The following is a 25177-nucleotide window of genomic DNA, read 5'->3' as shown; positions in this document are numbered from 1 at the left end:
CAGTACATACTATTCCTTCTCGACATTAAAGATAACCGCCTTTTTATGAGCAAGAGCACATACAAAAACCTGCTCCAGGTAAGGAGCAGGTGAGTTTGTTTAGCGATTAGGAAGTGTAGCATATTCTGGATCTGCCACTTTAACAAGTTGTTTACCAAGGTTTTTACCTTCAAAAAGGCCAAGGAATGCATTTGGAACGTTTTCGAATCCTTCTACGATTGTTTCTTCGTATTTTAATTTGCCTTCTTGTAGCCATTTACCAAGTTGTTCAGCACCTTCATTAAAACGATCAGAATAGTCGCCAACAACAAAGCCTTTCATGAGAGAACTTGTTTGAATTAGTTTACCTTGAACGCGTGGACCAAGATCTGCTTCTTTATTATTGTAAGAAGAGATAGCGCCACATACAGGGACGCGAGCAAATTTGTTTAGTAAGCTAATAGCGGCATCGCCAATTTCGCCACCAACGTTCTCATAATAGACGTCAATGCCGTCTGGACAAGCGTCTTTTAATGCTTGATAGACGTCCTGTGTTTTGTAATTAATGCCTTCATCAAAGCCAAGCTCGTTTTTAATATAATCGATCTTGTCATCAGACCCAGCAATTCCAACGACACGGCAACCTTTAATTTTAGCGATTTGACCAACTACAGAGCCTACTGCTCCAGCAGCGCCTGAGACGACTACTGTTTCTCCCTCTTTAGGTTGACCGATGTCTAAAAGCCCGAAATAAGCCGTTTGACCTGGCATGCCGAGAATTCCAAGGTGCGTGGTAATTGGTGCAACACTTGGGTCGATTTTGCGAAGGTGTTTTTCGTTAACTACTGAATATTCTTCCCAGTTCAAGTGCCCGATAACGACGTCACCTTGATTAAAGTGTGATGATTTAGATTCTGCTACTTCAGCTACAACACCACCATTTAATGGTTCATTTACTTGGAATGGTGCTACGTATGATTTTGCATCTCTCATACGACCTCTCATGTAAGGGTCTACTGTAAGGTATAGTGCACGCAGAAGAACTTCTCCATCTTTCGGGGATGGAATATCCGCTTCAACAATGTTGAAGTGTTCCATTGAAGGCATACCTTCTGGTCGTTTTGCTAGATGAATTTGTCTTTGTTTACTCATTCATAATCCCTCCATTATATGATTGATGATTCATTCATTTCCTATCTAAGCTGTTCCACTTAAACGGTACCATAAAACATTACAGTTCTTCAAAACATTCGCATTCTAAATATGGAGAGTGTTATTTGTTAGGTTATCCAGGATAGAGGGGGATATTTAGTTGAGAGCACATTCAAATGGTTCTTTTTTTGAAAAGGATCGCCGCAATTGGTTATGATACATGTGAGAGGAGGAGAGGCAATTGAGTCAAAGATTAACCGGATGGATCATGAAGCAAACTTGGGAGGACCTCTTATTCTTGCACTGGTCCGTTGACCCCTCCTGGCTTCAATCAATGCTTCCACCTCAATTAGAAGTTGATATGTTTGATGGAAAAGCATGGATAGGGATCGTTCCATTTGAAATGACCCATATTCGGTTTAGAGGATTGCCTTCGGTTCCATTTGCTTCAAGACTACTTGAATTGAATGTTCGAACGTATGTGAAATATGGTGAAAAGCGTGGAGTATATTTCTTTAGCCTTGATGCTAGTCATAAAGCAGGTGTAGCGATTGCTAGAAATCTTTTTCACCTTCCATACTTTCACGCAAAGATGGGTAAAAAAAGCGATGGAAACCAAATTAGTTTCTGGTCATCACGAACCCATAAAGATGCTAAACAAGCCGATTATCACATTATTTACGAACCAGTAGGTGATAGCTTCGAGACAACAGAAGGAAATCTTGATTACTGGCTGACAGAAAGAGATCGGCTTTTTATCGTACGTGAAAACAACGTTTATCAGGGTGAAATTAGGCATGATAAGTGGCCGCTCCAAAAAGTAGACGTGGCTGTTCTCCGAGATACCCTCTCTCAGTCGTATTACTATCATGAACCTTACATCACTCATTTTTCTAGATCTGTGACAACCTATTTGTGGCCATTTGAAAAGATAACAAAAACAACAAGTCCCTCTTCGAAGTGAAGCGGGCTTGTTGTCTTGCTAAGATTCTAGTGAATGTTTTCTTTGAAAGAAGGGTGGTTCCATTCTACGGAATAGTTTCGTACGGGCAAAACTGAAAAGTATGAGCGCTGCCCAGATTAACGTAAAGCTGACGACGTGTACAGAAGTGAATGATTCATCATAAAGAAATACACCTTGTACAAGCATTAGCGTGGGAGCGATGTATTGTAAAAAGCCAATCATGGAAAGAGAGATGCGATTAGCGCCACTTGCAAATAGAAGGAGTGGGACAGCCGTTACGATTCCTGCACCAAGCAATAGACTGAAAATAACTGAATCCTGAATATATAAAGCATCCGCAACGCTAGAGCGCACTGTCATTAAATAGATTAATGCAAACGGCGTGATGAGTAGTGTTTCAATGGTAAGTCCCGTTAGAGCACCAAGTCTTGCTTTTTTTTTCAATAAGCCATATAAACCAAAGCTCATCGCGAGAATAAGAGAAACCCACGGTATTTCCCCAAAACGAAAAACGAGATTTAATACACCAATTGTCGCAAGCAAGAAAGAAATCAGCTGCCAGAATGACAGTCTTTCTTGTAAGAATAGAATTCCAAGAAGAACGCTAATCAATGGGTTGATGTAATATCCAAGACTTGTTTGAATCACGTGATCGTGATTAACCGCCCAAATGAACGCAAACCAATTGATTGTAATAAATAAAGAAGCAAAGGCAATAGCCATTAGCTTTTTAGGCTGGCGAAAGATGGCGTACAGTTCACCTTTAAAAGAAGAGATTTTCCTCAGCACAGCTAAAATGATTAACATAAAAACAAATGACCAGATGATACGGTGAGCGAGTACTTCTTCAGATGGCACGCTCCCGACTAGCTTCCAATATAGCGGAAGAACCCCCCATAAGAAGTAGGCGCCTGCACCAGAAAGTATACCGATTGTTTGTTCATTATCTAAGTTCTTCATAGACGAATCCTCGTTTCAATAATGTCACTCTTACCAGTTTAGCTTCCTTTCCATATCATTACAATGAAAAAGAGTTCGCATAGTAACATACATTGTTTAAGAGAGGGAGGGGGCAAAGGTAATGAGGATTGAACGAATTTTATTAGATCAACAAATTGGAGACGTAACAGGTAATGGACTTCCAGATCTTGTTCGTCTTACTGGTACGAAACCTTATGGACCCGACACGCCGTTTGTCGATGAAGTGTTGTTAACGATTCAGAATGACGGTTCGGGAGGAGAGGTTTCTTTCTCACTGCCCGGAAGTAGTGGCTATCGGCCTACTCTTTATTTGGGAGATTTTACAGGGAGTAAGGTGAAGGAAATATTAGTCCGCACAGATTCAGGAGGAAGTGGAGGCATCACGTATGACTTTCTGTATTCTTATCTCAATCAATCTTTAAGATTACTTTTTGATCAACGAAGCTTTTATGAGTCTTTTACTTATGAGGTGAATTATCTTGATTACTATCAAGCGAAGGTCGAAAATAAAACGTTAAATCAGAGTTACGTTGTGAGTTTGCTTTATAAGGGAAAGGAATATCTTTCGGAAATATATAAGGAGAATGGCCAATTAAAAGCACCAATAGCAGGTGACGTGCTGCCTCCAGGAGGCGTATATCCAATCGACTTGCAACGTGATGGAGTGGATGAATTATTGGTTTATCAGAGGGTAATCGGCAGATATAATGCGGATGGACTAGGCTTTCTTTCAACACCGCTTCAGTGGAAAGAAAACCAATTCGTTCCGATGTATCAAACGTTATGTATCTTTGGATAGATGGTATGTAAAAAAAGGGGGATGGTCCCCCTTTAAAGGAACTTCAATTTATTGCTTTTCAAGAAGAGCTGCAAGTACGTGTTTCTTAAATTTCTCTGTCTTGCGTCCTTCAATGTAACGTACATCATGTTTTTTAAGCTGTTCAACGTACCAGCCTTTGCTTGCGTAATGCATCGAACCATCCTTTCTCTAATGAAAATTCTATAAGGATTATTCTATAAACCTTAACCGTCAACCATGTTATCATCCATTGAATTTATTGAAAAGGGGAAAACAGTAATTCTTTTAGTGGAAATTATTCTTCTTATTTTATGACAAAATAAAAAGCAAAATGGATCATAACAGAAAGGAAAAATATGCATGGATTTTGGCTAGCTTATGAGCGACGTGCAATTTTTGTGTCCGAGTATCAGCATAAAGTGCATATGAAACTTTCTTATTCGAACTATTCCCCCTTCATACACTATGAGGTTTTTTTGCATGCATGCTTAAAGGAGAAGGTAGTTCTGAAGCGAATGTATGTATAACAACGTGGAAAAGTGAAGGTCGACGTGAAGCGTACCGATAAAAGAGGGGGAGCGGGCATGGATGGTTCTATTTCAGTTCAAGGTCTAGTAAAGACGTATAAAGGTGATGTGAAGGCGGTGCAGGGCGTCAGTTTTGAAGTGGCTGAAGGAGAGTTTTTTGCCTTTCTTGGTCCGAATGGCGCGGGGAAATCGACAACCGTTCAGATCTTAACTACACTCGTTAAACCTACCACAGGATCCATTCGGATTGGCGGAGTTGATGTTGGAGAAGAACCAGAGCGCGTGCGCTGGAATATCGGAGTAGCCTTACAAGAAACGGGAATCGACCCGGTACTAACGGGAAGAGAATTAATTGAAATGCAGGCGCGGTTATTTGGCTTCACTAAAAAAGAAGCGAAAATCAGAGCTGTTGAGTTACTTGCTCTAGTTGACTTAAATGATGCCGCTGATCGCCCATGTGGAAAATATTCTGGTGGTATGAGGAGGAGACTAGATCTCGCTCTAACTTTAGTTCATAAGCCTAAAATTCTTTTTCTAGATGAACCGACAACAGGACTCGATCCTTCTAACCGAAAAGCTATTTGGAAAGAAATTAAGAGATTAAATAAAGAAGAAGGCACGACAATCTTCCTTACAACGCAATATCTTGAAGAGGCTGATCAATTAGCGGATCGCATTAGTATTATTAATCAAGGAAAAATCGTAGCTTCTGGAAGTGCTGAAGAGTTGAAAAGAACACTCGGCTTTGATGCCATTCAACTTTTATTTGAACTAGATGAAGAAGCAGAGCGAGCAGGTCAAATTCTTGTAGATCTTGGAGAGAATATTGAACGCTCAAAAAATGAGGTAACGCTTTATACAGAAAACGGCACCAAACTCCTCTCTGATCTCGTCCGAAAACTTGATGAACATAACCTTTCGCCGAAAACATTAAATGTAAAACCTCCATCTTTGGATGATGTCTTTATTAATGTCACGAATGAACAGAAGGAAAGGGCGTGAGGGCATGAGTGAACAAAAAAAGGGTTCTTTTCTAGTTGATACACTTGTATTTACAAAAAGGAGTATCATTACGATCATTAGAAATCCATTAATTTTTATTCCTAACCTAATTATTAGTCTTTTCTTCCTGTTTGTGTATGAAGGAGGTTTAAGCGGGATCTCACAGCTCCCGGCATTTGAAGGAGCCAATTACCTGGCGTTTATTTTACCAGTATCAATCGTTTCGGCAGCGATTGGAGGAGCAGGCGGTGCGGGGCAAGCTCTTGTGAAGGATTTAGAAAATGGGTATTTTTCACGTCTTCTTCTTACACCTTCTTCAAGGCTTGCAATTGTTCTTGGACCGATTATTGCAGGGATGCTACAGCTGCTTATTCAAACGGTTTTAATCCTAGTTGTCGCTTATTTTCTTGGTCTAGAAGTGGCAGCTGGGTTTGGCGGAGTAATCATTGTTTTATTGTTAACGCTTGGTTGGGGGCTTGCATTTGCGGGGTATTCAGTTGGTGTGGCACTAAGAACAAAAAATGCCCAATCCGCACAGGCCGGTACTTTCGTCTTTTTTCCACTTATATTTCTAAGTACGACTTTCGTACCTTATGAACTTATCGAAGCAGGTTGGTTAAAAGTAGCCGCAACGATTAATCCAACGACATACTTATTTGAAGCGATGCGGTCGGTATTTATTGACGGGTGGGAAGTCTGGCCACTTGTTAGGGGATTCTTAGTGATTGCACTCTTATGTGCCATTACGATCAGCTTCTCAGCAATAAGTGCCTCAAAAGCGGTTAGTGCTGACTAAGAGCGCGCAGAATTCCTGCGCGCTTCTTCTTTGTAGTTATTCATCTGTCGGCTCGGATTTTGTAGCATGGATAAGAAACCTGTGAGATGGAAAATCAATAAAACCATTTTTCTCAATTTGTTCGTGAAGGCGATAGAGAGCGGAGTGATAACGGTCCGTTGAAAAATCAGGAATCTGCCATGGAATCGCTTTTAAATAATAAATAATCGCCCCAATGTCATAAAATCTAGTTAATGGGAAAGCTTCATATGCTTTAAGAATATGAAAGCCTGCAGCTTCAAGTTCCTCAACAGCATAATCTAAGTTCCAATGGTCAAATTCAGACTTCAAAGGCGCTTCTAGAAATCGATTAAGTTCTTTCATATCCTCGCCACCTACCTGCTGGGTGATAAACGATCCAGTTGTTTTCAGAATGCGGTGAACCTCCATTGGTGAGTAAGAATCATGTTTATTCATCACCAATTGGAATTCTTCATTTGAAAACGGAAGGTGATGGTCATCTTCAAATCCTTTAACGATAATTCCGTGAGGTTCTAGTCGGGCTTTTGCAATTGGAACATTAGGTGGATAGCCCTCTGTAGCTGATAGTTTCTCTGGAAATGGTTTAAGAGCTTCAAGAAACTCTCCGCCGCCCGTTCCCATATCTAGAACACTCTCACTTGTCCGAAATGGTTTAATGACGGAAGAGGTGTAAGACCATGGAAGCGGAGATGCGCTCACTCGTTCAGTGTCTGTAATATAAGAAAAGTCCCAGCCTGAAAAAGGTTGATCTATCTCAGTCAGATAGAATTCGAATACGGAGTTTGTCATTATTGAAATTCCTCTCCTGTTAGTTATTACCATTATAGCAGGGAGGAAAGACAGATTGGGGAAATGAATATGTCTTTTCAGATTTAAAAGTATAACAAATAGGGTAAAACAAGATATGCGTATATTCGAGTTTACCGAGAAAACCAATCAATTGAATTTGTAATGTAGATAAAAGGACGTGGAAATAGTGGATACAACAAAACGATACGATCTAGTAGGAATTGGGATAGGTCCATTTAACTTAGGGATGGCAGCCCTTGCGGATGAATCAGAAGTAGACGCAATTTATTTTGATCAAAAAGAGGAATTTAATTGGCACCCAGGCATGTTGATTGATGGAGCGGATCTGCAAGTTCCGTTTCTAGCTGATCTTGTCACGATTGCAGATCCAAAAAGTCCTTATACGTTTATAAATTATTTACATGAACATGATCGTCTTTACCAATTTTATTTTTTTAATAAATTAGATATTCCGAGAAAGGAATACAATGCTTATACTCGCTGGGTAGCATCAAAATTATCAAATTGTTTTTTTGGTAAAAGAGTAATTGATGTGAACTATGCTCAAGAAAAAGAGTGCTATAACGTTACAATTGAGGATGTGAAAACGAAACGCTCTGCTGTCATTCAAGCGAAGCACGTTGTTCTTGGTACAGGGAGCGTACCAAATATTCCACAAGGCTTTGAATCATATCCACTTGAAGACGTTCTTCATACGAATCATTACCTTTTCCATGAAAAAGAGTTAAAAAAATCAAAATCCGTTACAGTAGTAGGATCGGGACAAAGTGCTGCGGAAGTATTCTATGATCTCCTTCATGATCAAGAGCGATATGGTTATCAGATAAATTGGCTAACGCGATCAGCAGGTTTCTTTCAATTAGAATCAGCGAAATTAGGTCAGGAAGTATTCTCGCCTGATTATGTGAGTTACTTTCACGGTCTTTCGTTTAACGCTCGTAAAGACGCCCTTTCAACTCTTGGTACATTGAGAAAAGGAATCGATCCATCTACATTAAAAAATATTTATCACCTTCTTTATCATCGCTCTTCTGAGCAACCGTTAGACGTTATGATTCAACCGTTAGCAGAAGTAAATGGAGTGGAAAAGTCAGAGGGGCACTATGAGTTAAGTTGCAGACAGTGGCAAGAGGACAATGAGTTCGAGGTCAAAACCGAAAAAATTGTTCTGGCTACTGGATACAAGCCTCATTTTCCAGAATGGTTTAAACGAATAGAGAATGAAATTGAATGGGAAGATGAGAAGCGGTTTAAAGTGGAACGAGATCAACAACTCGTTTTTAAAGACGGAAGAGTGAATCACATTTTTTCCTTAACAAACCTGGATCATTCACATGGAACGGGAGCTACGAACCTAGCTCTTTCAGTCGAGCGAAATAAACGAGTGTTGAATGCTGTAGCAGGAAAATCCCTTTTTAAAGTGAACACTAATACGGTTTTCCAACAATTTTCTAGTAAAGATAACAACAAATTAGTATAAAATGTAGCACAAAAAAGAAGCTGAATCGTTCAGCTTCTTTTTTATTTTTTCTCGTAAACGAGCGAGTAACCTTCAAGATTGACAACATGGTTAATGCCCTGACGAAATGTAGCAAAGGTGGGGATAGTAGGATCTAAGTTAAGGTTCATTAGCCACTGCACGACTTGCTTTGTAATTCCGACATAAACGACGATAACACCCATCAAAGCCAGAGACTTGGTCATCGTTTCACAGAGGACTTGTGCTGAGCTATTTTCTAGTTCGGACAGTCCAGAGAAATCAAGTAATACGTAATCAGTATTGTTCGTTACACAGTAATTCAATGTCCTTTGAACGAGTCTTTCTGTTCGTTCTTCATTCATTGTACCGATAAGGGGGATAAGGATGGCGTTATCGATTACCGTTGGAATAATGACAGTAGACAATTCATGGACAAGTTTTTTATTTTCCTGAAGTTCTTTTTGTCTTTCCGTAACATCACGCCAGACAAGAAGGTATCCTATCTTAACTCCTGCATCATCTTTGTATTCAGATATCACAATGCTCGCCGCAAAGCGGTCGAATAAAGTGATGGTACTTTCATATGGAAGACGGTGAAGTATAATGTTTCTTTGATGTGAAGGGTTTTGATGAAATTCATCAATGCTTTTTCCAATCAGATCTAAAGGATGATTAATATGCAAATAAGAGATGATTGAGTGTAATAAGGTTTCGGCCTGGTCATTAAACCAGACTACTCTTAAGTCTAAATCGCATACGAATATATTATCTCCTAAACTGTTAAGAGCCCTAACTGTTTCACTATGTGAAAAAAAAGTTGTTTCTACCAACTCATTACCTCCGTAATTCAACTAACTTTTCCTTTTATTATAGTGGAAAGAGGTTAGAATGCCTATTAATATCTAATGGAAAAGGAGCGCTCGTGTTCATGGATTTGTTTTTCGTGCACCTGAACTTCATCAACAGCTGAAAAGGGACTACCATTTTGTAAGGCAGATTGGAACTTTGTAAGTGTGCTTTCCTCTCCCTGTGCCTGAATTTCCACAGAATTATCCATCTGGTTCATCACATACCCAGTTAGACCAAGTTGGGCTGCTTTTTGCTGTGTGAAAGCACGAAATCCAACACCCTGCACTCTTCCTTTCACTATAAACTGATACCGTTTCATTTTATGTCATCCTTTCCATAAAGTCTTATAACGTTCTTTTCCTAATTTCTCGTTTATTAAACAGGGGTGAATGGTGAAAAGGTCGCCGGAGCAGAAAATGGAATGGGAGATAAAGTAAGTGAAAAACAATGATTGTGATCACTTCAAGTGAAAGTAAGTAGAATGGCCAGGGACCAAGATATGAGATGAGTGTTAGACTTTCGGGTTCTTTCATTAAAAACATATAGTTTGAGCCAAGTGTAAGGTTAAGTGGGAAGAGCAAAAGAACGTAAATGTTTAATCCTGCAAACGACATCCATAAGGATCGATATGAGGGAAAAGCTTTTTCAACGATTATCATAAACCAGGTGGCAAGAAGTATTCCCCCATGAGCAATAAAGAAGTGAAAAAAACGAAAATGGGGGAAAGCATATGGCCCAAGGTCCGGAGTAATCATAGCAAGTAGGGCGCTAGCGGAACCTGCAAAATAAGTAATCGGAAATAATGCTTTATTCTTTGTTAGAACGAGTGCGATCGCTAGAAATAGGGATATACTACTAAGCTGTAGTGGCAAAGCCGTGGTGATGCTCCACTCATTATAGTAGGCGAACCAGGCATGAAAACTTACCTCTGATAGGAGTAAGAGAAAAGCAATCATTAGTCGAATAACGAGGTTGGGAAGTTTATTTCTTAACGGTTTTCGAAAAAGAAACATTCCAACTATACAACTTCCTACTAGGAAGAGTGTCAAAAGATGTGGAAATGAAAATAGGGTAAATGAACTTTCGGTAAACCATGAAAAATATCTCTCCATTGACAACACCTCTATTTTAATAAGGGAGATATAGAGTTGAGATACAAAATGAAATAAGCTTTCGAGCGTAGTATCGAAAGCTTATTAATCAAGACATACTCAGTTGATTGAACTTGAATCATCTATGTTTATTAAGGCATGTTTAACAGATGGGAAACTTTTCACAGATGATAAAGAGAAATCCGCCTGAATCCCTTCTAAAACAAAATCAGGACGAATTCCTGTTATTCTTAATTCAGCACCCATTAATTTAATTAGTTGATGAAGTTGGTAAACACCTTTGTGAAGTTCAGAAGTGAAATGACTAACTCCAGACAGGTCCAGTATTAGAAACTCATCTCCGCTTTTTTGGATATGAGAACTTACGTGATGTAAGAGAAGCTCAATTCGTTCTTCATCAATTTTTCCAACGAGCGGTACGATGGATACATTCCGATCGATTGGCACAATCGGTGTGGATAAGCGTTTGACCTCATCGAGGTAGTGCTCAGAACGTTCTTCCGCTTCTTTTCTCTTTGTAATATCTTGTTGCACACCGACAAAGTATGTTTGATTTTCACTTTCAATGTGAACGGGATAGATTTGCAGTTCATTCCAAAAATACTGCCCGTTTTTTCTATAGTTTTTAATTTCGATTTTAACTTTTTTTTCTTTATTAATCGCATCTCTTAATTCAGCGATTGTTCCTGAATCCGTGTCTTCTCCTTGCAAAAATCGGCAATTAGAGCCAAGGATTTCTTCCGAAGTATATCCGGTTAGCTTCTCAAATCCTTCATTCGCATACACGATGGGGTTGTCGGGAAGTTCGGGATCAGTAATGACAACACCTGTATCTACATACTCGATTGCTGTTCTGACAAATTCATTTTTTTTCATACGCTTAAATTGTTCTTTGTTTACTTTCATGATAAACAGCTCCATGACGTCGACGTTCTCATTTGATCATCACCTTTTACAATTGAATGGTACTTCTAGTATAAAACGCTATCGTAAAAAATCCAATAAAAACCCATCTAACTCCTTTGAGTAAAAGTATCGGGGTAGATTTTTTTGAAAAATTAGCAAAACATCTTTCGAGAAGAAAGGTAGTTTGGTATACATGGTATAATAAGAGTATTTATTGTGGTCGAATGGGAGGGCCTTGTTATGGATGCACTTGATGTTATGGGAAAAAAAGAAGAGATCTTCCCTTACTTCCAGCCGATTGTTAGTGCTGATAAGCAGCAAATTATTGGATATGAAGTTCTTGGAAGAATTAACACAGAAGAAGGAATGAAAAGTCTCGGCTTTTTCTTTCAGGATCAATCGATTCCTGAAGAGTACATATTGGAAATTGATACACACATTCGTGATTGTGCCATTGATTTATTTTTAGAGCGAGGTACGGGTCAGAGCGTGTTTTTTAATGCTAGTGCAAGACATTTACTATTTGACCATGGTGAAACGCTAACACATTCTCTTGAAGAATACTTTAATAAAGGCATCGCTTATGAACAAATTGTGATTGAAGTGTCTGATTATGATATTGCTGATGAAAGCCTTCAGAAACTGCAACACATTCTTACTTACTATAAAAGCCTTGGGGTACAAGTTGCTATAAGTCATGCCGGAAACACAATGAGTAATATTGAGAAAATCGCTATACTTAATCCAAACATCATTAAAGTAGGATTATTAAACTTAAAAGACAAAGGAATGCCTCCAGAGTATCGAGAAGTTCTCTATGCGTTGTCTATGTTAGGAAGAAAAATCGGGGCAACCCTATTGTTTGAAGGGATTGAAGCGATTGGACAATTAAAGTATGCATGGGAGAATGGTGGAAGGTATTATCAAGGTCATTATTTTGGCAAGCCTGAGGCAGAATTTCATGATGTGAACAAGTACAGAGCACTCCTAACAAAAGAATTTCAACATTTTATTACACATGAGAGAAAGCGCCTTCTTTCACTTTACGAGCTTTCCCAAAATTTTAATCGTCATTTGCAGCAGCAGTTGAAGCGAAATAAACAACATGATTGGAATACGATTGTGTCTGAAGCGGCTCATTCGCTTGGAAATGCGTGTTTTAGAGGATATATTTGCGATGAAGACGGTCATCAAGTTTCAGCTAACTATTATCGTAATGGTGATGGAAATTGGGAATTTCAACCTGAGTATGAAGGTGATAACTGGAGTTGGCGTCCTTATTTCCTAGAGAACATCGTAAGGATGAAACATGATCAGGTAGGGATCCTTTCCGATCTTTATAGTGATATCGAAACAAATGAACTTATTCGTACCTATTCTTATCCTATTAACGAGTCTTACTACTTGTTTCTCGACATTCCATACCTTTATCTCTACGAACGAGATGACTATTAAAATGAGACTCTCATTAGTAATGGATGTTCCACGTGGTTATTCATACTGAAATTTGAATGAAATCACAGTAACAAGGGTAGTAGTAATAGAGTGATTTGAGGAGGGATCGTATGCTTAAAAGAATTTCTGTGAAAACGAGTAAACGAGATGAAATGATTGATATTACAAGTGAGGTGAGAAGCGCAGTTCACGACGCAAATATTAAACAGGGAATTGTAATGGTTTATTCTGCGCATACAACAGCTGGAGTTACGATCAATGAAAATGCTGATCCAGATGTGAAGCACGATATGCTCATGAGGTTGAATGAAGTTTATCCTTGGGAGCACCCTAAGTATCGACACGCTGAAGGGAATTCTGCTTCGCATCTAAAAACGAGTACAGTTGGGGCTTCGCAAATGATCATCATAGAAGAGGGGAAATTGATTCTCGGCACGTGGCAGGGAGTTTATTTCTGTGAATTTGATGGTCCACGGATCCGTACTGTTTACATTAAAGTTATGGAGGGATAATGATGATCCGAGTTCTATTCGTATGTCTTGGGAACATTTGTCGTTCTCCTATGGCAGAAGCTGTGCTACGGTCTAAAGTAGCGAAAGCTGGATTAGCTAATCAAATTGAAATCGACTCAGCTGGAACTGGCGATTGGCACATAGGCGAACCCCCACATGAAGGGACAGCCGACATTCTCTTAAAACAAAACATCTCAACAGATGGTATAAAAGCGAGACAAGTGAAGGAAGCTGATCTGCTTCACTTTCAATACGTCATCGCAATGGATGCAGGAAACCTCGGAGAACTTCACGAAATGGCAGGAATTAATCCAACAACTTCTATTTCAAGGTTAATGGATTATGTGAGTGAAAGTGAAATAGAAGATGTGCCTGATCCTTATTTTGAAGGGAATTTTAAAGAAGTTTATGAAATGGTAGATGCTGGTTGTGAGAAATTATTGGAACATATCAGAAAAGAAGAAGGTATATGAAACATATCGAAGAAGCGATTAGAAAAAGCGGTGACTTGACTTCCGTTGAGGTAGTAGAAGGTGTGTCAGGTGGGTCTATAAATGAAGCTTACTATGTTCGAACAAAGGATAGGGAGTACTTTGCGAAAAGTAATTCATCAGCACCAGAAGATTTTTTTCATGCTGAAAAAGATGGTCTTGAGCTGTTAGGACGACATGGGATATCGGTACCTGAACCTCTCTTAATTCTGTCTCAAGGTAATCGTGAGAGTGTTTTTCTTATGGAATGGATTCGATCTGTGCCATCTAGCAATAAAGGGGACCGAGCACTTGGAAGTCTAGTTGCATCCTTACATCAGAAGAAAGAGAATTTTGCTGGTTTACATCAAGCCAATTTCATTGGTGAATTAGATCAACTAAATGAACCATCCACTGATTGGGTCACCTTTTTTAGGGATCAACGACTAGGGAGAATGCAGAACCTCGCTCGTAAGAAAGGAAAGCTTACTAAGGAACGTGATCAACGTTTGTCAAAACTCCGTCAACGTCTTGATGCAATTATTGGGCATCAACCCGATTTTTCGCTCTTACATGGTGATCTTTGGGGAGGAAATTGGCTCATGACTGATGAAGGACCTTATTTAATCGATCCTGCTGTTTATTATGGAGACCGCGAGATCGATATTGCTTTTACATATTTATTTGGTGGGTATTCGAAAGCATTTTACGATCAATATCAAGCTGATTTTCCACTAGAGAAAGAATTTACAGATCGTCTTCCCATTTATCAATTATATTATTTACTTGTTCATCTGATCTTATTTGGGGAAAGCTATGGAAGTGCAGTGGATCGCATACTGCAAAAGTATACGTTTTGACTGCAATGGTTTCATTATGAACGATTAAGGGAAATAAATGTCATCTTAATCTAATGAGGAGGAAATGAAATGAGTCAAACATATTCAGGCGGTAGTCAAAATAAACTGTTTAAGGCAGTCCTTATTGGTGGACTGGCAGGTGCCCTTATTTCACTTCTAGATCGAGGGACGAGAGAATCCATTCAGAATGGTTCGAAAAAAGCAGGAAGTATTTTGCGTGACGTTAAGAATAATCCTTCTTACTATACGGATAAATGGAAGCAAACGGTGGATGATGCTAGTGAGCTAATGAAGGAAGTACAAGATGATATTTCAACTTTATCAGAGAAGTTTAACGGACTGAAAGAAAGTTCAGTTGAAGCCTTTAATCTTGTGAAAGAAACGCAGCATGATCTTAAAGAAATAGGCTCGAGAGTCGTTGAAGCCGGTGAAGAGCTTACTGGTAACAACGGCGATCCAATGACACACTAATCGAGTCCCAGGAGGGTAAATAGTGGATGCATCGCTAGGACAATTTACAAAACAGCTTTTTTCAAGAATAAAAGAACATCAGGTGACTGACTTGTCAGCGCAACTTGCTTATTATTTCTTGTTATCGCTGTTTCCTTTTCTTATATTTGCGATTACCCTCCTGACTCATTTTGATTTCTCACAGGATCAAATTCTTGATTTAATCGCTCAATATGCACCATCTGAGTCATTTGTCACGATACAAGAGAACATTATTCTCGAAGATGGAGCTCGGAAAGGGCTTTTATCCTTCGGGGTGATCGCGACAATATGGTCTGCTTCCAATGCAATTAATGCCATTATTAAATCACTTAACCGTGCATATAACGTTCAAGAAAGTCGGCATTTTCTACTTGCGCGAGGTTTGTCTGTTCTTTTATCTTTAGCAATGATTTTTGTTATTGTTGTTGCATTGGTATTACCTGTTTTCGGTGAAACGCTGTGGAGATTTTTCGTTACATTTTTTGATTTGCCTGAGTCATTAAGCTTTATGTTTGGGATTATTCGGTGGATTCTAAGTCTTTCGATCATGATTGTTGTGTTTATGTTTATTTATTTCTATGCACCGAATAAACGATTGAATTATAAAGATGTGCTGTTAGGATCTATCTTTGCTTCAGTGCTATGGCAGCTTGTCTCTCTGGCTTTTTCTTATTACATAAATAACTTCAGTAACTATTCTGCAACGTACGGAAGTCTTGGAGGCGTAATCGCGCTAATGCTCTGGTTTTACCTGACAGGTCTTGTCATTATTATTGGTGGAGAAGTGAATGCCACTTCGAATTATTTTAGAAAAAAAGCCTGACAGCGCGGGTGGCGCTATCAGGCTTTTTATTTTAATAACCTCAGTCCATTTAATATGACAAGTATTGTACTACCTTCATGGCCGAGTACTCCTAAAGGGAGGGTTAGGAATTGAAAGAAGTTAGATGCAATTAAAATAAGAATAACGGAAATAGAGAATATCACGTTTTGTTTTACGATTTTGTTTAATCGGTTTGAGAGCTTTACGGCTCGTGTCAGTTTTCCGAGATCATTCTTCATAAGAACAACATCTGCGGTTTCAAGAGCGACATCAGTACCCTGACCCATTGCAATTCCTACATCAGATGCGGCAAGAGCAGGTGCATCGTTAATGCCGTCCCCAATCATTCCAACCGTATGGTATTTTTCTTTTAATTCTTTCATTCGATTTACTTTGTCTTCTGGAAGACAATTGGCGTAATACGTATCGATCCCGACTTCTTCAGCAATGGCTTTTGCCGTTTGCTCGCTGTCACCAGTTAACATCACCGGTTCAATTCCACGCTTTTTCAGTTCCTTCACCATATTCGCTGATTCACTACGAACTTTGTCTTTTAAAGCAATCATTCCAGCTATGCCCTGGTTATCTGCAGCAAGTACGATTGTTTTTCCACTTGATTGCAGTTGACGATAGTTTTCTTCAAATAAATTGAATCCATCCTCTTCAGACAAGAACGCTAATTTACCGACTTTCCAACTAATCCCCTCAATTGTGGCTTCCACGCCCCATCCAGAATGATCCATCATATCATTTGGCTCTAGAAAGATGACGTCTCCGGCATGATCGACAATCGCTTTAGCAAGTGGATGTGTTGATTGTCGCTCGATTGAAGCGACGATTTTGATAAACTTCTTTTCATCTATATCACTTCTTGTGAAAACATCTGTGACAACAGGAGAGCCTTCCGTTAACGTTCCTGTCTTATCAAGCGCAACAGCCTTCATCGAACCTAGCTGTTCAAGATGCACTCCGCCTTTAAAAAGAATACCATTTCGTGCGCCTGCAGAAATAGCGGAGAGCGTGGCAGGCATAATCGATGCGACTAGTGCACAAGGAGAGGCAACAACGAGAAAGACCATTGCGCGATAGATCGTTTCATCCCATGTCCAGCCAAGTAGAAAATGGGGAAGGACCATGAGAAGTGCGCCTACAATTAAAACGATTTTCACGTACCAACCTTCTAGTTTTTCAATAAAAAGCTGGGAAGGTGCTTTTTGATCTTGTGCTTCCTGAACAAGTGCGATAATTTTTTGGAACACCGTATCCTGACTACGTTTGGTCATTTTAATCGTTAAATGACCAGAGATATTTAACGTTCCAGCAAATACCTCTTCGTCAATTCGTTTAATAACTGGAATGGATTCACCAGTAATGGCTGACTGATCAAGAGATGTTTGACCTTTTGTGATCACACCATCAGCAGGCACCCGTTCTCCTGGTTTGACTAGAATGAGATTTCCTATTGAAAGAGATTCTGCTGGTACAATGCGTTCTTCGCCGTTAGATAGAATCGTTGCCGTCTCTGGTTGTATTTCCATGAGAGACTGAAGTTCACTTTCGCTTTTATTAAGAGTGTAAGTTTCAAGAGCTCCACTGAGTGCGAAAATAAAAATAAGAATAGCGCCCTCTGTCCAGTAACCAATACTTCCTGCTCCAATGGCAGCAATAATCATAAGAAGCTCAACATTTACATCTTTTTCAGCAAAAGAGTCTTCTATTCCCTCTTTCGCTTTTGCGAATCCACCGATGATAAATGCGGTGATATATAAGACAGATTCAATCGTAGGAGAGTAGATACCTTCTGTGATCCATGTAAATGCAATAATGATTCCACTTAACAGGGCAGCACCTAGTTCTCCATGTTTTTTTAACGTATTCCACCAGAATGACGAGTGGGAAGGGTATGTGTCTGACCGTAAATTTATCTGTTCCATTATCATTCCTCCTTTTCCTAATTGAGAATAATAGTCATCATCATTCTCCGTATAAACGTGCAATGCTGTGACCACTTTTGAGGTCACAGCATATTAAGTACTGACAAATAAGTCATTTGATTTCGTTACTGAGAATGGATTTCAATAGATTAGAATTATTATTATGTTTTAATGATTTTATTCTACCACATACTTTACTTCTTGACTATGTTTATAATCACAATTGGGCTGTTAGATTTTACGTTTAAGAATAGGAAAATGGAGGGAATGGAGTTAATAACAAAGTAATGATGAGGAGGAGAAAAATGTTACTAAAAGAGAAGTTAGATCAGTTAAAACATGCTCATGTTCAAAAACCTGATAAAGTGTTTACCTTATATTTAAATACGGACCGTCGTGATGCCGACCGACAAAATGGCGAATGGAAGATTCAGCTAAAAAACGGCTTTCGTAACTTTGAAGAATACTTAAAACAAAGTGATAATAAAGAAGAGCTTGAAAAATACGAAAAAGTAAAAGAAAAAGTTCAAGATGAGCTCAATCGCATCGAAAATGATTTAAAGCGTGGTCTTGTTATTATTGCTTCCTCAGACGACCAAATATGGTTTGTGGAGCGCACACAGGTACCAGTTGAAACAAATTTATATTGGGAAGAAGAACCTCAACTCGAAGCGCTAGAGAAGTTGAAAAGTGACTATCCGAACACAGGAATCATTCTTGTTCATCATGATTATGTACGTATTCTTGAAACAGAGCTTGGTTTTCTAACAAAAAGTGAAGAGTATGCTTGGGATCCTGATGAAGACAACTGGAAAATCTACGAAGGAACTACTGGAAATGAGAATATTTCTGGAAACGGTAGTACCGCTCAGCGAGAGCTTTATGAAGATCGCATTAAAGCAAATCGTGAAAGATGGTATAAGTCAATGGCAGCGAAACTTGATAAAAAAGCGAAAAATCGTCAGTGGGAAAAAATATACGTAGCTGGTGAAAAAGAAGAAGCTAGTGAATTGAATGAGTTAATGAACAAAGAGTCGATCGTTGTCGGAAAAAATTATTCTGATAAACGAGATGACGAAGTCATTGAGTCGCTTGTTTCCTAAAGAGAAAAGCACCCATTCGGGTGCTTTTGTTGATTTAATAAGGTTGTTTCGTTGCTTTAACAGTAAAGATCTTTGGGATACCTCGATCATGAAGCTTGATATTTGGTTCCTCTGATACTTGTTTAATAATCAAATCCTCATCTGCCATGCTCGTTAGAATTTCACCGAGCGTCCATTTTCGTTGCAAGACCACACTGTCTTCCTTTTCGTTTGTTAGATGCTTTTCATATGCGACTACAGTTTTGTGAATTGTAGGATCAAAATAGTTACCATCCACTTTATGCTTCTTACCTTTAGATGTAATAAGTTTTGTAGAAATCGGATGGAAATCCTGAAGAACAAACGTGCCGCCGCTTTTCAGGAGGCGAAACACTACTTTAAACAATGGATGAAGATCAAGGAAATAATGTAGGATCCCTAGCTCCATCACAATGACATCAAATTCTCCGTCTTGATGATGATCCATCTTTAAAATATCAGCTACAATATATGTGAGGTCAATACCACATTTAGTGGCTACTTCCTTGGCGTAACGTTCATTTTCATATGAAAAATCAATCACTGTTGCATCGGCGCCCATAAGACTCATCGCTGTTGCTTTCATACCGTGTGAACCCATTAGATTGGCTACTTTCTTTCCTTGTAGTGCAGGAAGATAAGGCAATAATGATTTCATTCGTGAAGTTGGATTTTCTTTTAACTTTATTGCTGCTTCTTCCGGAGTACCGAAACGATTTAATAGAGCTTCATATGTTTGTTGATTCCAAGATTTTTTGTTTTGTTCTGTCACGCTTTCTTGAACATTATTTAGGTGTGCTTCAACAGTCATACGCCACTCTGGAATCTGCTGATAGTAGTAAAGTGAGAGGCAAGGGACGCTTTTTTCTTTAAAATCAACATAAACTAAGTAAGGGTTCGTTCGGATGACCGTGTTATATGTGCATTCTATTCGAACAGATGTATTAGCAATCGGATAGACAGCATAAGAAATATCAGCCTTGTGATCCGGTGTTGCAATGCCGTATTTTAGGTTGAATTTCTCAAGTACGGACTCAAAAGCATCCCATTGAACCGAAACGGCTATAGAATGAGGTGCATCCACTGCACCTTGAAGCCAAAGTGCTGTTTCGTTTATGAAAAAATAAGGAATGTTATAGTTATTCAGGTCAGAAGATAGTTGCAATAAGACATTTTCTTTGGAGCTCGGCATTTTTCCACCTCAATTTTATTACATGAACATATTTTGTATAGAATACTATAGCATATAGACAGCCCATAAGGCATCTGAAGAATAGGGAGAGACAGAGATTATGCAGACTCAGAATGAAGGTGTGTCAACGCAAAAGTGGGTAAAAAGAGGCGGATCCTTCGCATTAGGTATCTACTTACTTGCACTTTTCTATGCAACGTTGTTTATTTATAATTATTATCCGTATGGGAAATCCGTTAACCTTGTTTTATTTGATAGCATTAAGCTTATGTGGGAAAGCGGAAGTTATTGGCTTATCTTAAAAAATATCATCGGAAACATTTTGCTTTTTATGCCGCTAGGGTTTTTGATGCCACTAGTCAGTAAAAAGGGGAAATCTTTCCTTATTATTGGAATCATCGGATTTTTAACGAGCACGATTATTGAATTACTGCAGTACTTTGTGGCTCACCGTATTTTTGATATAGACGATATTCTCTTAAATGCCCTCGGAGCACTTGTAGGTTATGTGGCTTATCATTTCGTTCTTATCATCTATCAGAAAATAATAAAGAGAAAATAGAAAGAGGCAGCACATTCGCTGCCTCTTTCGTGATTCATAGCTTAGTCTTCTTTCTTTGCTTTATCAAGAAGTTTTGTAATTCGTTTCGTAAGCATTTTACGTCCTTCTCCACCTGCCTGGAAATGGCGGAGTTTGCCTTCTGCATCAAATACGTAATAAGCAGGGACATATTGATTGTCGAATGCATCTGTTAGTTTGTGGTCGCTATCGACAAAGATCGGTTGACTAATGTCATGCTGATCGGCAACCTTTTTGATTTCGTCTAGATCAAGATCCTTCTCAGAACGGGGCATATGAACGGCTACAACATTCATGTCTTCACTATACTCGTCACGAAATTCATTTACCATTGGCATTGCTTCTTTACACAGGCCGCAGCTAATCGACCAGAAGTGAACAAGTGTAAGTGGCTTGTTGCCAACGAGATCACTTTTTTTAACTTCTCCGTTAAACCATTGTGTAGCGCCTTCTAATTCAGGCATTTCTTCGCGTAGTTTCATTCTCTATCGACTCCTTTATTCGGAATTAATTATAATCATTATCAGATAATCACAGTTATTATTATAGTACATATCCATCATAAGTCAATGAAAAGGGTTCATTCCATATAGTATTAAAATGGCTATAAAAACGTTTCTTTACTCACGAAGTAGAATATTGTCTCATTGGCTCAGGATTTTTATGAACAGCCGTTGCAATAAATAAAGTTAGCAACATACCGCTAATCGCATAGAAGATGCTTCCCGTAGCAAACCAATCGATAAAAACTCCACCTAGAAACGGTCCGAGAATGCTGCCAAGACCAAAGAAAATGCCTGCTAAAATGTTTCCCGTCGGCAGAAGACTAGTGGGGAGAAGGTCGGCTAGGTAAGTGATGCTCAAGGAAAAAAGTGATCCAACCATCATTCCGGCTAGGAAGAATAGTGTAAATAGCAACGGGATGGATGTTGTAAAGATCGCACTTGAAAAACAAACCCAGCCAATCAGAATACTAATAAGCAGGATGTTTTTACGTCCGAATTTATCACTAATGATCCCAAGTGGCATTTGAAACACCAGACTTCCTACAACAAATGCGGGAAGTAGTATCGAAACAGCTTTTACGTCTAATCCTGCTCGAAGCGCATACACGGGAAAATTCCCATGAAGGGATGCTTCGAGGAAACCGTATCCGAAAGAAGGTAATAGGGCTGCCCAGCCGATTTTTAATACGTGAGCATATTTAGAGAGAACCCGTTCAGAGCCATGTGTTAATGGATCGGGAAACTCATTTTTAATTTTCGATAGTAACAGCCAGGTTACGCAAGCAATTCCTGAAGCAAGTAAGAATGGAAGATACAAGGAATATTCAACTAAAATCGTAGAAAGTGGTCCTGCTGCAAACCCTAGCCCAAAAGCAGAGCCGTATATTGCAATGTTCCTTCCCCGTTTTTCTTTTGGAGTTGTTGTTGTAATCCAGAGCTGTGTGGCAAAGTGTAGAAGATTATCACCAATTCCTACAATTACCCTTAAAATAAACCAGAACCAGAAAGCTTGCCAGATAGGAATCAACGTAATTGAAACGATAACAAGAAAAAGTCCAACAGCAATGGCAGGTTTGTACCCGTATTTACGCACGGGTTTTTCGATAAATGGTGAAGCAAATAAAATTCCGATATAAAGAGCAGAAGCATTTAACCCATTCATACTTGACGAAACGCCCGCTTCTTCAAGAAGAATAGATAATAATGGAAGTAGCATACCTTGAGAGTACCCTGAAATAAAGACAATCGAAATTAAAATTAGGAAACGATATCGTTTTGATTCAAACAAACTGTTCACACTCCATCTGGCCAAAAAAGGAAATTCTTATCAGTGTCATTATAATAGAATGGAAAGAAAAGGGCTACCGTTCGCAATTTTTCATTTCCTGTTTTAAAATAAGAGCAACGTCTAGTAACGAGGAGTGGGCATGTTGGAATTTAACATGAAAAAAGAAGAAACAGGTTTTACAGCTGATTTTGAGTATGGGACACTTCACATATCTGGAGATGAACAGTTTGGCTTTCGACCTTACCAGCTGCTTGTCTCGTCTGTAGCAGTTTGCAGCGGTGGTGTGCTACGACAGATTCTTGATAAAAAGCGAATGAAATATGAAGATATTAAAATAAAGGCTGATGTTACACGTAATAAAGAAGAAGCGAATCGCGTTGAAAAAATTCACCTTCACTTTACATTATATGGTGACCTTGATGATCAAAAGGTTGAAAGAGCGCTTGAATTAACGAAAAAGCATTGCTCTATGGCGCAATCTGTTATTGGCAGTATTGAACTGGAAGAATCCTATGAAATTGTAGCTGAATAAGAAACGAAAGAAGGGACACGAGCGTGTCCCTTCTTTCGTTTTTGCTCTACAATTCTAGCGTTTCTGGAGTGTTTTCTCCCTCGTTCATGAGGCGGATTGTATCCGGTTTGATTTTAAGAACGATGTAGTTAGGATCTTCAGGTGAATCAAACCAGCGTTTCAGTTGATCCCCCCATAGTTTTTCTTTCGTTTCTTTGGAGTCATCGATGGTAACCTGCCCCTGTACTTCTACGAAGCGATCATGCCATCCTTCGCCATCGTAACCAAGTAGGACGTGCACATTCTTATTTTGTTCGATGTCTTCCACCTTATGTGTTTCCTTACTTGTTGGTGTCATGAGCGTTAACTCGTCATTGAAGAAAGTCATAAATCGTGAATGTGGCTTATTATCCTTCACTGTACTTAGCGTACCAACATAGTGAGAATCGAAAATGCTTAAAACCTTATTTTTTATTTCTGATTGAGACATTGACATTACAAATTCTCCTTTCGAATTTAACTCTAGTCTTAATCTTCCTCTATTCTCAAATTCTAAAACACCTGAATATGCCATTATTTCCTACAAGTCATTGTGGCGCATTCGATCGTTTTTCAAACCGATACTAAGGGTATACCAAAGTGAGATTCTAAAACGTTAAGTAAGAAGGGTATCAAATGAACAAAACACACGACTTTACTCAAGGAAATATTGCGAAACAAATGGTCTTTTTTTCGTTACCTATATTCTTAACAAATTTACTCCAAACGTCGTATCAATTTATCGATAGCATTTGGGTGGGGAACTTACTCGGGGCAAATGCTCTTGGAGCGATTTCTATTGCAGCTCCGGTGATCTTTACTGTTCTCTCATTCATTATCGGGGTGAATAGTGCGACGTTAACCGTATTGTCTCAGAGGAAGGGAGCTTCTGATCAAACCGGACTAATTGAGTCGCTAAACGCATTTGTTGTAGCTTTAACGATTCTCTCGGTTCTTTTTGGCATTATTGGATTTATTTTTACTGATCCCATTCTAAAATTTTTAGGAACGCCTGATGAAATATTTGAGAGTACGAAAGTGTACTTACGAATTAATTTTCTCGGTATTTTGTTCTTATTTGGCTATAACTTTATTGGGACAGTTTTACGGGCGCTTGGGGATAGCAAAACTCCGATTCGCTTTGTACTGTTTGCTGTTATATTAAATACCGTATTGGACCCTCTTTTCATTTCTTATTTTAATTGGGGAATTGAAGGGGCAGCTTATGCGACAATTCTTTCACAAGGGGCTGCCTTTTTGTACGGCGTAATTTATTCAGTATGGAAATCTAAAATTCCATTTACAATTCCGCATCTTCCTGACTCAAAAGAAATTAAGCGTATTTCCAAGCTAGGTATACCAGCAGGATTGCAAATGATGACTGTATCTGCAGGAGTAACAGCGATTATGGGAATTGTAGCGAGCTTTGGTACGCAAGTAGTTGCAGGATTTGGAGCAGCACAAAGACTTGATCGTATTATAATGTTACCGGCTTTTACACTTGGAGCAGCGGTGAACAGCATGGCTGGACAAAATATTGGTTCTGGGAAATGGGGGAGAGTTTCTGCGATCTCTAAAAATGGGATTATTTTAATTCTTTCCGTTTCTCTTACCATTAGCGCCATTATCTTTTTTTCTGCTGAATCAATGATTCGCCTATTCATTAACGATCCGGAGACAATTGCCTTTGGTGAAAACTACTTAAAAACGGTTGCCTTTTTCTATCCGTTTCTTGGCATAAACTTTGTTTTAAACGGCGTCGTCAAAGCAGCAGGTGCGATGGTCCAAGTGCTCGTACTTAATATTATTTCGTTCTGGGTCCTTCGTGTACCGCTTACTTACCTTTTCTCAAAATGGTTAGGCGCAGAGGGGATTGCATATGGAATAGGAGTAAGCTTTATCATCTCAAGTCTATTCGCGATTGCATATTACCGTTATGGAAAATGGCGTGAAATTGATTTATTTGAAGGTAATCAAGAGAAGAATGGTTAAATGCTCAAGGAAAGTATCGTCTTT

28 protein-coding genes are annotated in these 25177 nt (G+C 39.0%); 15 read left to right on the top strand and 13 right to left on the bottom strand.

All coding sequences use genetic code 11. The features are described from left to right. Window positions 1-99 precede the first annotated feature (99 nt). Window positions 100-1131: an NADP-dependent oxidoreductase gene (locus tag PQ578_RS18265; protein ID WP_224883600.1), complete on the bottom strand. Its 1032-nt coding sequence runs from the start codon at window positions 1129-1131 to the stop codon at window positions 100-102. Window positions 1132-1372: 241 nt separating this feature from the next. On the opposite strand from PQ578_RS18265, the gene PQ578_RS18260 reads away from it, so the two are divergent. Then, window positions 1373-2095, top strand: a complete 723-nt coding sequence (locus tag PQ578_RS18260) for a YqjF family protein (RefSeq protein ID WP_273835869.1) — start codon at window positions 1373-1375, stop codon at window positions 2093-2095. A gap of 18 nt (window positions 2096-2113) precedes the next feature. Here the strand turns inward: PQ578_RS18260 and rarD are convergent, their stop codons facing one another. Continuing rightward, window positions 2114-3055, bottom strand: a complete 942-nt coding sequence (rarD, locus tag PQ578_RS18255; RefSeq protein ID WP_273835868.1) for an EamA family transporter RarD — start codon at window positions 3053-3055, stop codon at window positions 2114-2116. Between the two features lie 121 nt (window positions 3056-3176). Between rarD and PQ578_RS18250 the strand changes: the two genes are divergently transcribed. Further along, window positions 3177-3875, top strand: a complete 699-nt coding sequence (locus PQ578_RS18250; protein ID WP_273835867.1) for a YybI family spore inner coat protein — start codon at window positions 3177-3179, stop codon at window positions 3873-3875. Window positions 3876-3923: 48 nt separating this feature from the next. Here PQ578_RS18250 and PQ578_RS18245 read toward each other — a convergent pair whose 3' ends face one another. Next, window positions 3924-4049 carry a DUF2639 domain-containing protein gene (locus PQ578_RS18245; RefSeq protein WP_084006676.1) on the bottom strand — a complete coding sequence of 42 codons (126 nt, stop codon included), beginning with the start codon at window positions 4047-4049 and terminating at the stop codon, window positions 3924-3926. A gap of 410 nt (window positions 4050-4459) precedes the next feature. Between PQ578_RS18245 and PQ578_RS18240 the strand changes: the two genes are divergently transcribed. Continuing rightward, complete coding sequence (locus tag PQ578_RS18240; RefSeq protein WP_273835866.1) at window positions 4460-5404, top strand: ATP-binding cassette domain-containing protein; 945 nt, start codon at window positions 4460-4462, stop codon at window positions 5402-5404. A 4-nt stretch (window positions 5405-5408) separates the two neighbouring features. Continuing rightward, a complete protein-coding gene (locus tag PQ578_RS18235) occupies window positions 5409-6200 on the top strand; it encodes an ABC transporter permease (RefSeq protein ID WP_273835865.1) in 792 nt (263 codons plus the stop codon). Window positions 6201-6236: 36 nt separating this feature from the next. Here the strand turns inward: PQ578_RS18235 and PQ578_RS18230 are convergent, their stop codons facing one another. Continuing rightward, window positions 6237-7013: a class I SAM-dependent methyltransferase gene (locus PQ578_RS18230; protein ID WP_420541596.1), complete on the bottom strand. Its 777-nt coding sequence runs from the start codon at window positions 7011-7013 to the stop codon at window positions 6237-6239. Between the two features lie 184 nt (window positions 7014-7197). Here PQ578_RS18230 and PQ578_RS18225 point away from each other — a divergent pair, with 184 nt between their 5' ends. After that, complete coding sequence (locus PQ578_RS18225; RefSeq protein ID WP_273835863.1) at window positions 7198-8511, top strand: lysine N(6)-hydroxylase/L-ornithine N(5)-oxygenase family protein; 1314 nt, start codon at window positions 7198-7200, stop codon at window positions 8509-8511. Window positions 8512-8552: 41 nt separating this feature from the next. Here the strand turns inward: PQ578_RS18225 and PQ578_RS18220 are convergent, their stop codons facing one another. The 4 genes from PQ578_RS18220 to ytvA form a co-directional block, all read right to left on the bottom strand. Next, complete coding sequence (locus PQ578_RS18220; RefSeq protein ID WP_273835862.1) at window positions 8553-9341, bottom strand: STAS domain-containing protein; 789 nt, start codon at window positions 9339-9341, stop codon at window positions 8553-8555. Window positions 9342-9406: 65 nt separating this feature from the next. Next, the gene (locus PQ578_RS18215; protein ID WP_273835861.1) at window positions 9407-9679 is read right to left on the bottom strand and encodes an acylphosphatase; all 273 of its coding nucleotides are present in this window, start codon (window positions 9677-9679) and stop codon (window positions 9407-9409) included. A 25-nt stretch (window positions 9680-9704) separates the two neighbouring features. Continuing rightward, window positions 9705-10472: a YwaF family protein gene (locus PQ578_RS18210; protein ID WP_273835859.1), complete on the bottom strand. Its 768-nt coding sequence runs from the start codon at window positions 10470-10472 to the stop codon at window positions 9705-9707. Window positions 10473-10571: 99 nt separating this feature from the next. Continuing rightward, a complete protein-coding gene (ytvA, locus tag PQ578_RS18205; RefSeq protein ID WP_273835858.1) occupies window positions 10572-11378 on the bottom strand; it encodes a YtvA family blue-light photoreceptor in 807 nt (268 codons plus the stop codon). A 240-nt stretch (window positions 11379-11618) separates the two neighbouring features. Between ytvA and PQ578_RS18200 the strand changes: the two genes are divergently transcribed. The 6 genes from PQ578_RS18200 to PQ578_RS18175 all read left to right on the top strand — a co-directional run bounded on the left by PQ578_RS18200 (window position 11619) and on the right by PQ578_RS18175 (window position 15990). Beyond that, a complete protein-coding gene (locus PQ578_RS18200; protein WP_273835857.1) occupies window positions 11619-12833 on the top strand; it encodes an EAL domain-containing protein in 1215 nt (404 codons plus the stop codon). A gap of 110 nt (window positions 12834-12943) precedes the next feature. Beyond that, entirely contained in the window at window positions 12944-13345 is a 402-nt protein-coding gene (locus tag PQ578_RS18195; protein ID WP_273835855.1) for a secondary thiamine-phosphate synthase enzyme YjbQ, read from the top strand. A 2-nt stretch (window positions 13346-13347) separates the two neighbouring features. Beyond that, a complete protein-coding gene (locus PQ578_RS18190; protein ID WP_160920719.1) occupies window positions 13348-13818 on the top strand; it encodes a low molecular weight protein-tyrosine-phosphatase in 471 nt (156 codons plus the stop codon). Then, window positions 13815-14675, top strand: a complete 861-nt coding sequence (locus tag PQ578_RS18185) for a fructosamine kinase family protein (protein WP_273835853.1) — start codon at window positions 13815-13817, stop codon at window positions 14673-14675. The genes PQ578_RS18190 and PQ578_RS18185 overlap by 4 nt, the downstream gene beginning before the upstream one ends. Before the next feature lie 69 nt (window positions 14676-14744). Continuing rightward, window positions 14745-15146: a YtxH domain-containing protein gene (locus tag PQ578_RS18180; RefSeq protein WP_224883577.1), complete on the top strand. Its 402-nt coding sequence runs from the start codon at window positions 14745-14747 to the stop codon at window positions 15144-15146. Window positions 15147-15168: 22 nt separating this feature from the next. Next, window positions 15169-15990, top strand: a complete 822-nt coding sequence (locus PQ578_RS18175; protein ID WP_098446280.1) for a YihY/virulence factor BrkB family protein — start codon at window positions 15169-15171, stop codon at window positions 15988-15990. A 26-nt stretch (window positions 15991-16016) separates the two neighbouring features. On the opposite strand, the gene PQ578_RS18170 is transcribed toward PQ578_RS18175, so the two are convergent. After that, the gene (locus tag PQ578_RS18170) at window positions 16017-17930 is read right to left on the bottom strand and encodes a heavy metal translocating P-type ATPase (protein WP_420541595.1); all 1914 of its coding nucleotides are present in this window, start codon (window positions 17928-17930) and stop codon (window positions 16017-16019) included. Between the two features lie 299 nt (window positions 17931-18229). Between PQ578_RS18170 and PQ578_RS18165 the strand changes: the two genes are divergently transcribed. Continuing rightward, on the top strand, window positions 18230-19027 hold the full coding sequence (locus PQ578_RS18165) for a VLRF1 family aeRF1-type release factor (RefSeq protein WP_273835848.1): 798 nt from the start codon (window positions 18230-18232) through the stop codon (window positions 19025-19027). Window positions 19028-19061: 34 nt separating this feature from the next. Here PQ578_RS18165 and PQ578_RS18160 read toward each other — a convergent pair whose 3' ends face one another. Beyond that, the gene (locus tag PQ578_RS18160; protein WP_273835847.1) at window positions 19062-20237 is read right to left on the bottom strand and encodes a class I SAM-dependent methyltransferase; all 1176 of its coding nucleotides are present in this window, start codon (window positions 20235-20237) and stop codon (window positions 19062-19064) included. A 100-nt stretch (window positions 20238-20337) separates the two neighbouring features. Between PQ578_RS18160 and PQ578_RS18155 the strand changes: the two genes are divergently transcribed. Then, window positions 20338-20799: a VanZ family protein gene (locus PQ578_RS18155; protein ID WP_273835845.1), complete on the top strand. Its 462-nt coding sequence runs from the start codon at window positions 20338-20340 to the stop codon at window positions 20797-20799. Window positions 20800-20840: 41 nt separating this feature from the next. Here PQ578_RS18155 and PQ578_RS18150 read toward each other — a convergent pair whose 3' ends face one another. After that, window positions 20841-21299 carry a TlpA family protein disulfide reductase gene (locus PQ578_RS18150; RefSeq protein ID WP_273835843.1) on the bottom strand — a complete coding sequence of 153 codons (459 nt, stop codon included), beginning with the start codon at window positions 21297-21299 and terminating at the stop codon, window positions 20841-20843. 142 nt (window positions 21300-21441) lie between these two features. Beyond that, complete coding sequence (locus PQ578_RS18145) at window positions 21442-22611, bottom strand: MFS transporter (protein WP_165999519.1); 1170 nt, start codon at window positions 22609-22611, stop codon at window positions 21442-21444. Between the two features lie 142 nt (window positions 22612-22753). On the opposite strand from PQ578_RS18145, the gene PQ578_RS18140 reads away from it, so the two are divergent. After that, on the top strand, window positions 22754-23143 hold the full coding sequence (locus PQ578_RS18140) for an OsmC family protein (RefSeq protein WP_273835841.1): 390 nt from the start codon (window positions 22754-22756) through the stop codon (window positions 23141-23143). A 46-nt stretch (window positions 23144-23189) separates the two neighbouring features. Here the strand turns inward: PQ578_RS18140 and PQ578_RS18135 are convergent, their stop codons facing one another. Then, the gene (locus PQ578_RS18135) at window positions 23190-23612 is read right to left on the bottom strand and encodes a pyridoxamine 5'-phosphate oxidase family protein (protein WP_098446626.1); all 423 of its coding nucleotides are present in this window, start codon (window positions 23610-23612) and stop codon (window positions 23190-23192) included. Window positions 23613-23797: 185 nt separating this feature from the next. Between PQ578_RS18135 and PQ578_RS18130 the strand changes: the two genes are divergently transcribed. Continuing rightward, window positions 23798-25153 (top strand): MATE family efflux transporter, encoded by a 1356-nt coding sequence (locus tag PQ578_RS18130; RefSeq protein ID WP_273835840.1) that lies wholly within the window; start codon window positions 23798-23800, stop codon window positions 25151-25153. Window positions 25154-25177 lie beyond the last annotated feature (24 nt).

Source organism: Guptibacillus sedimenti, from assembly GCF_028610665.1.
In the GTDB taxonomy this organism is placed as follows: Bacteria; Bacillota; Bacilli; order Bacillales; family Guptibacillaceae; genus Guptibacillus; species Guptibacillus sedimenti.
This window is presented reverse-complemented; position numbering and strand designations above follow the sequence as displayed.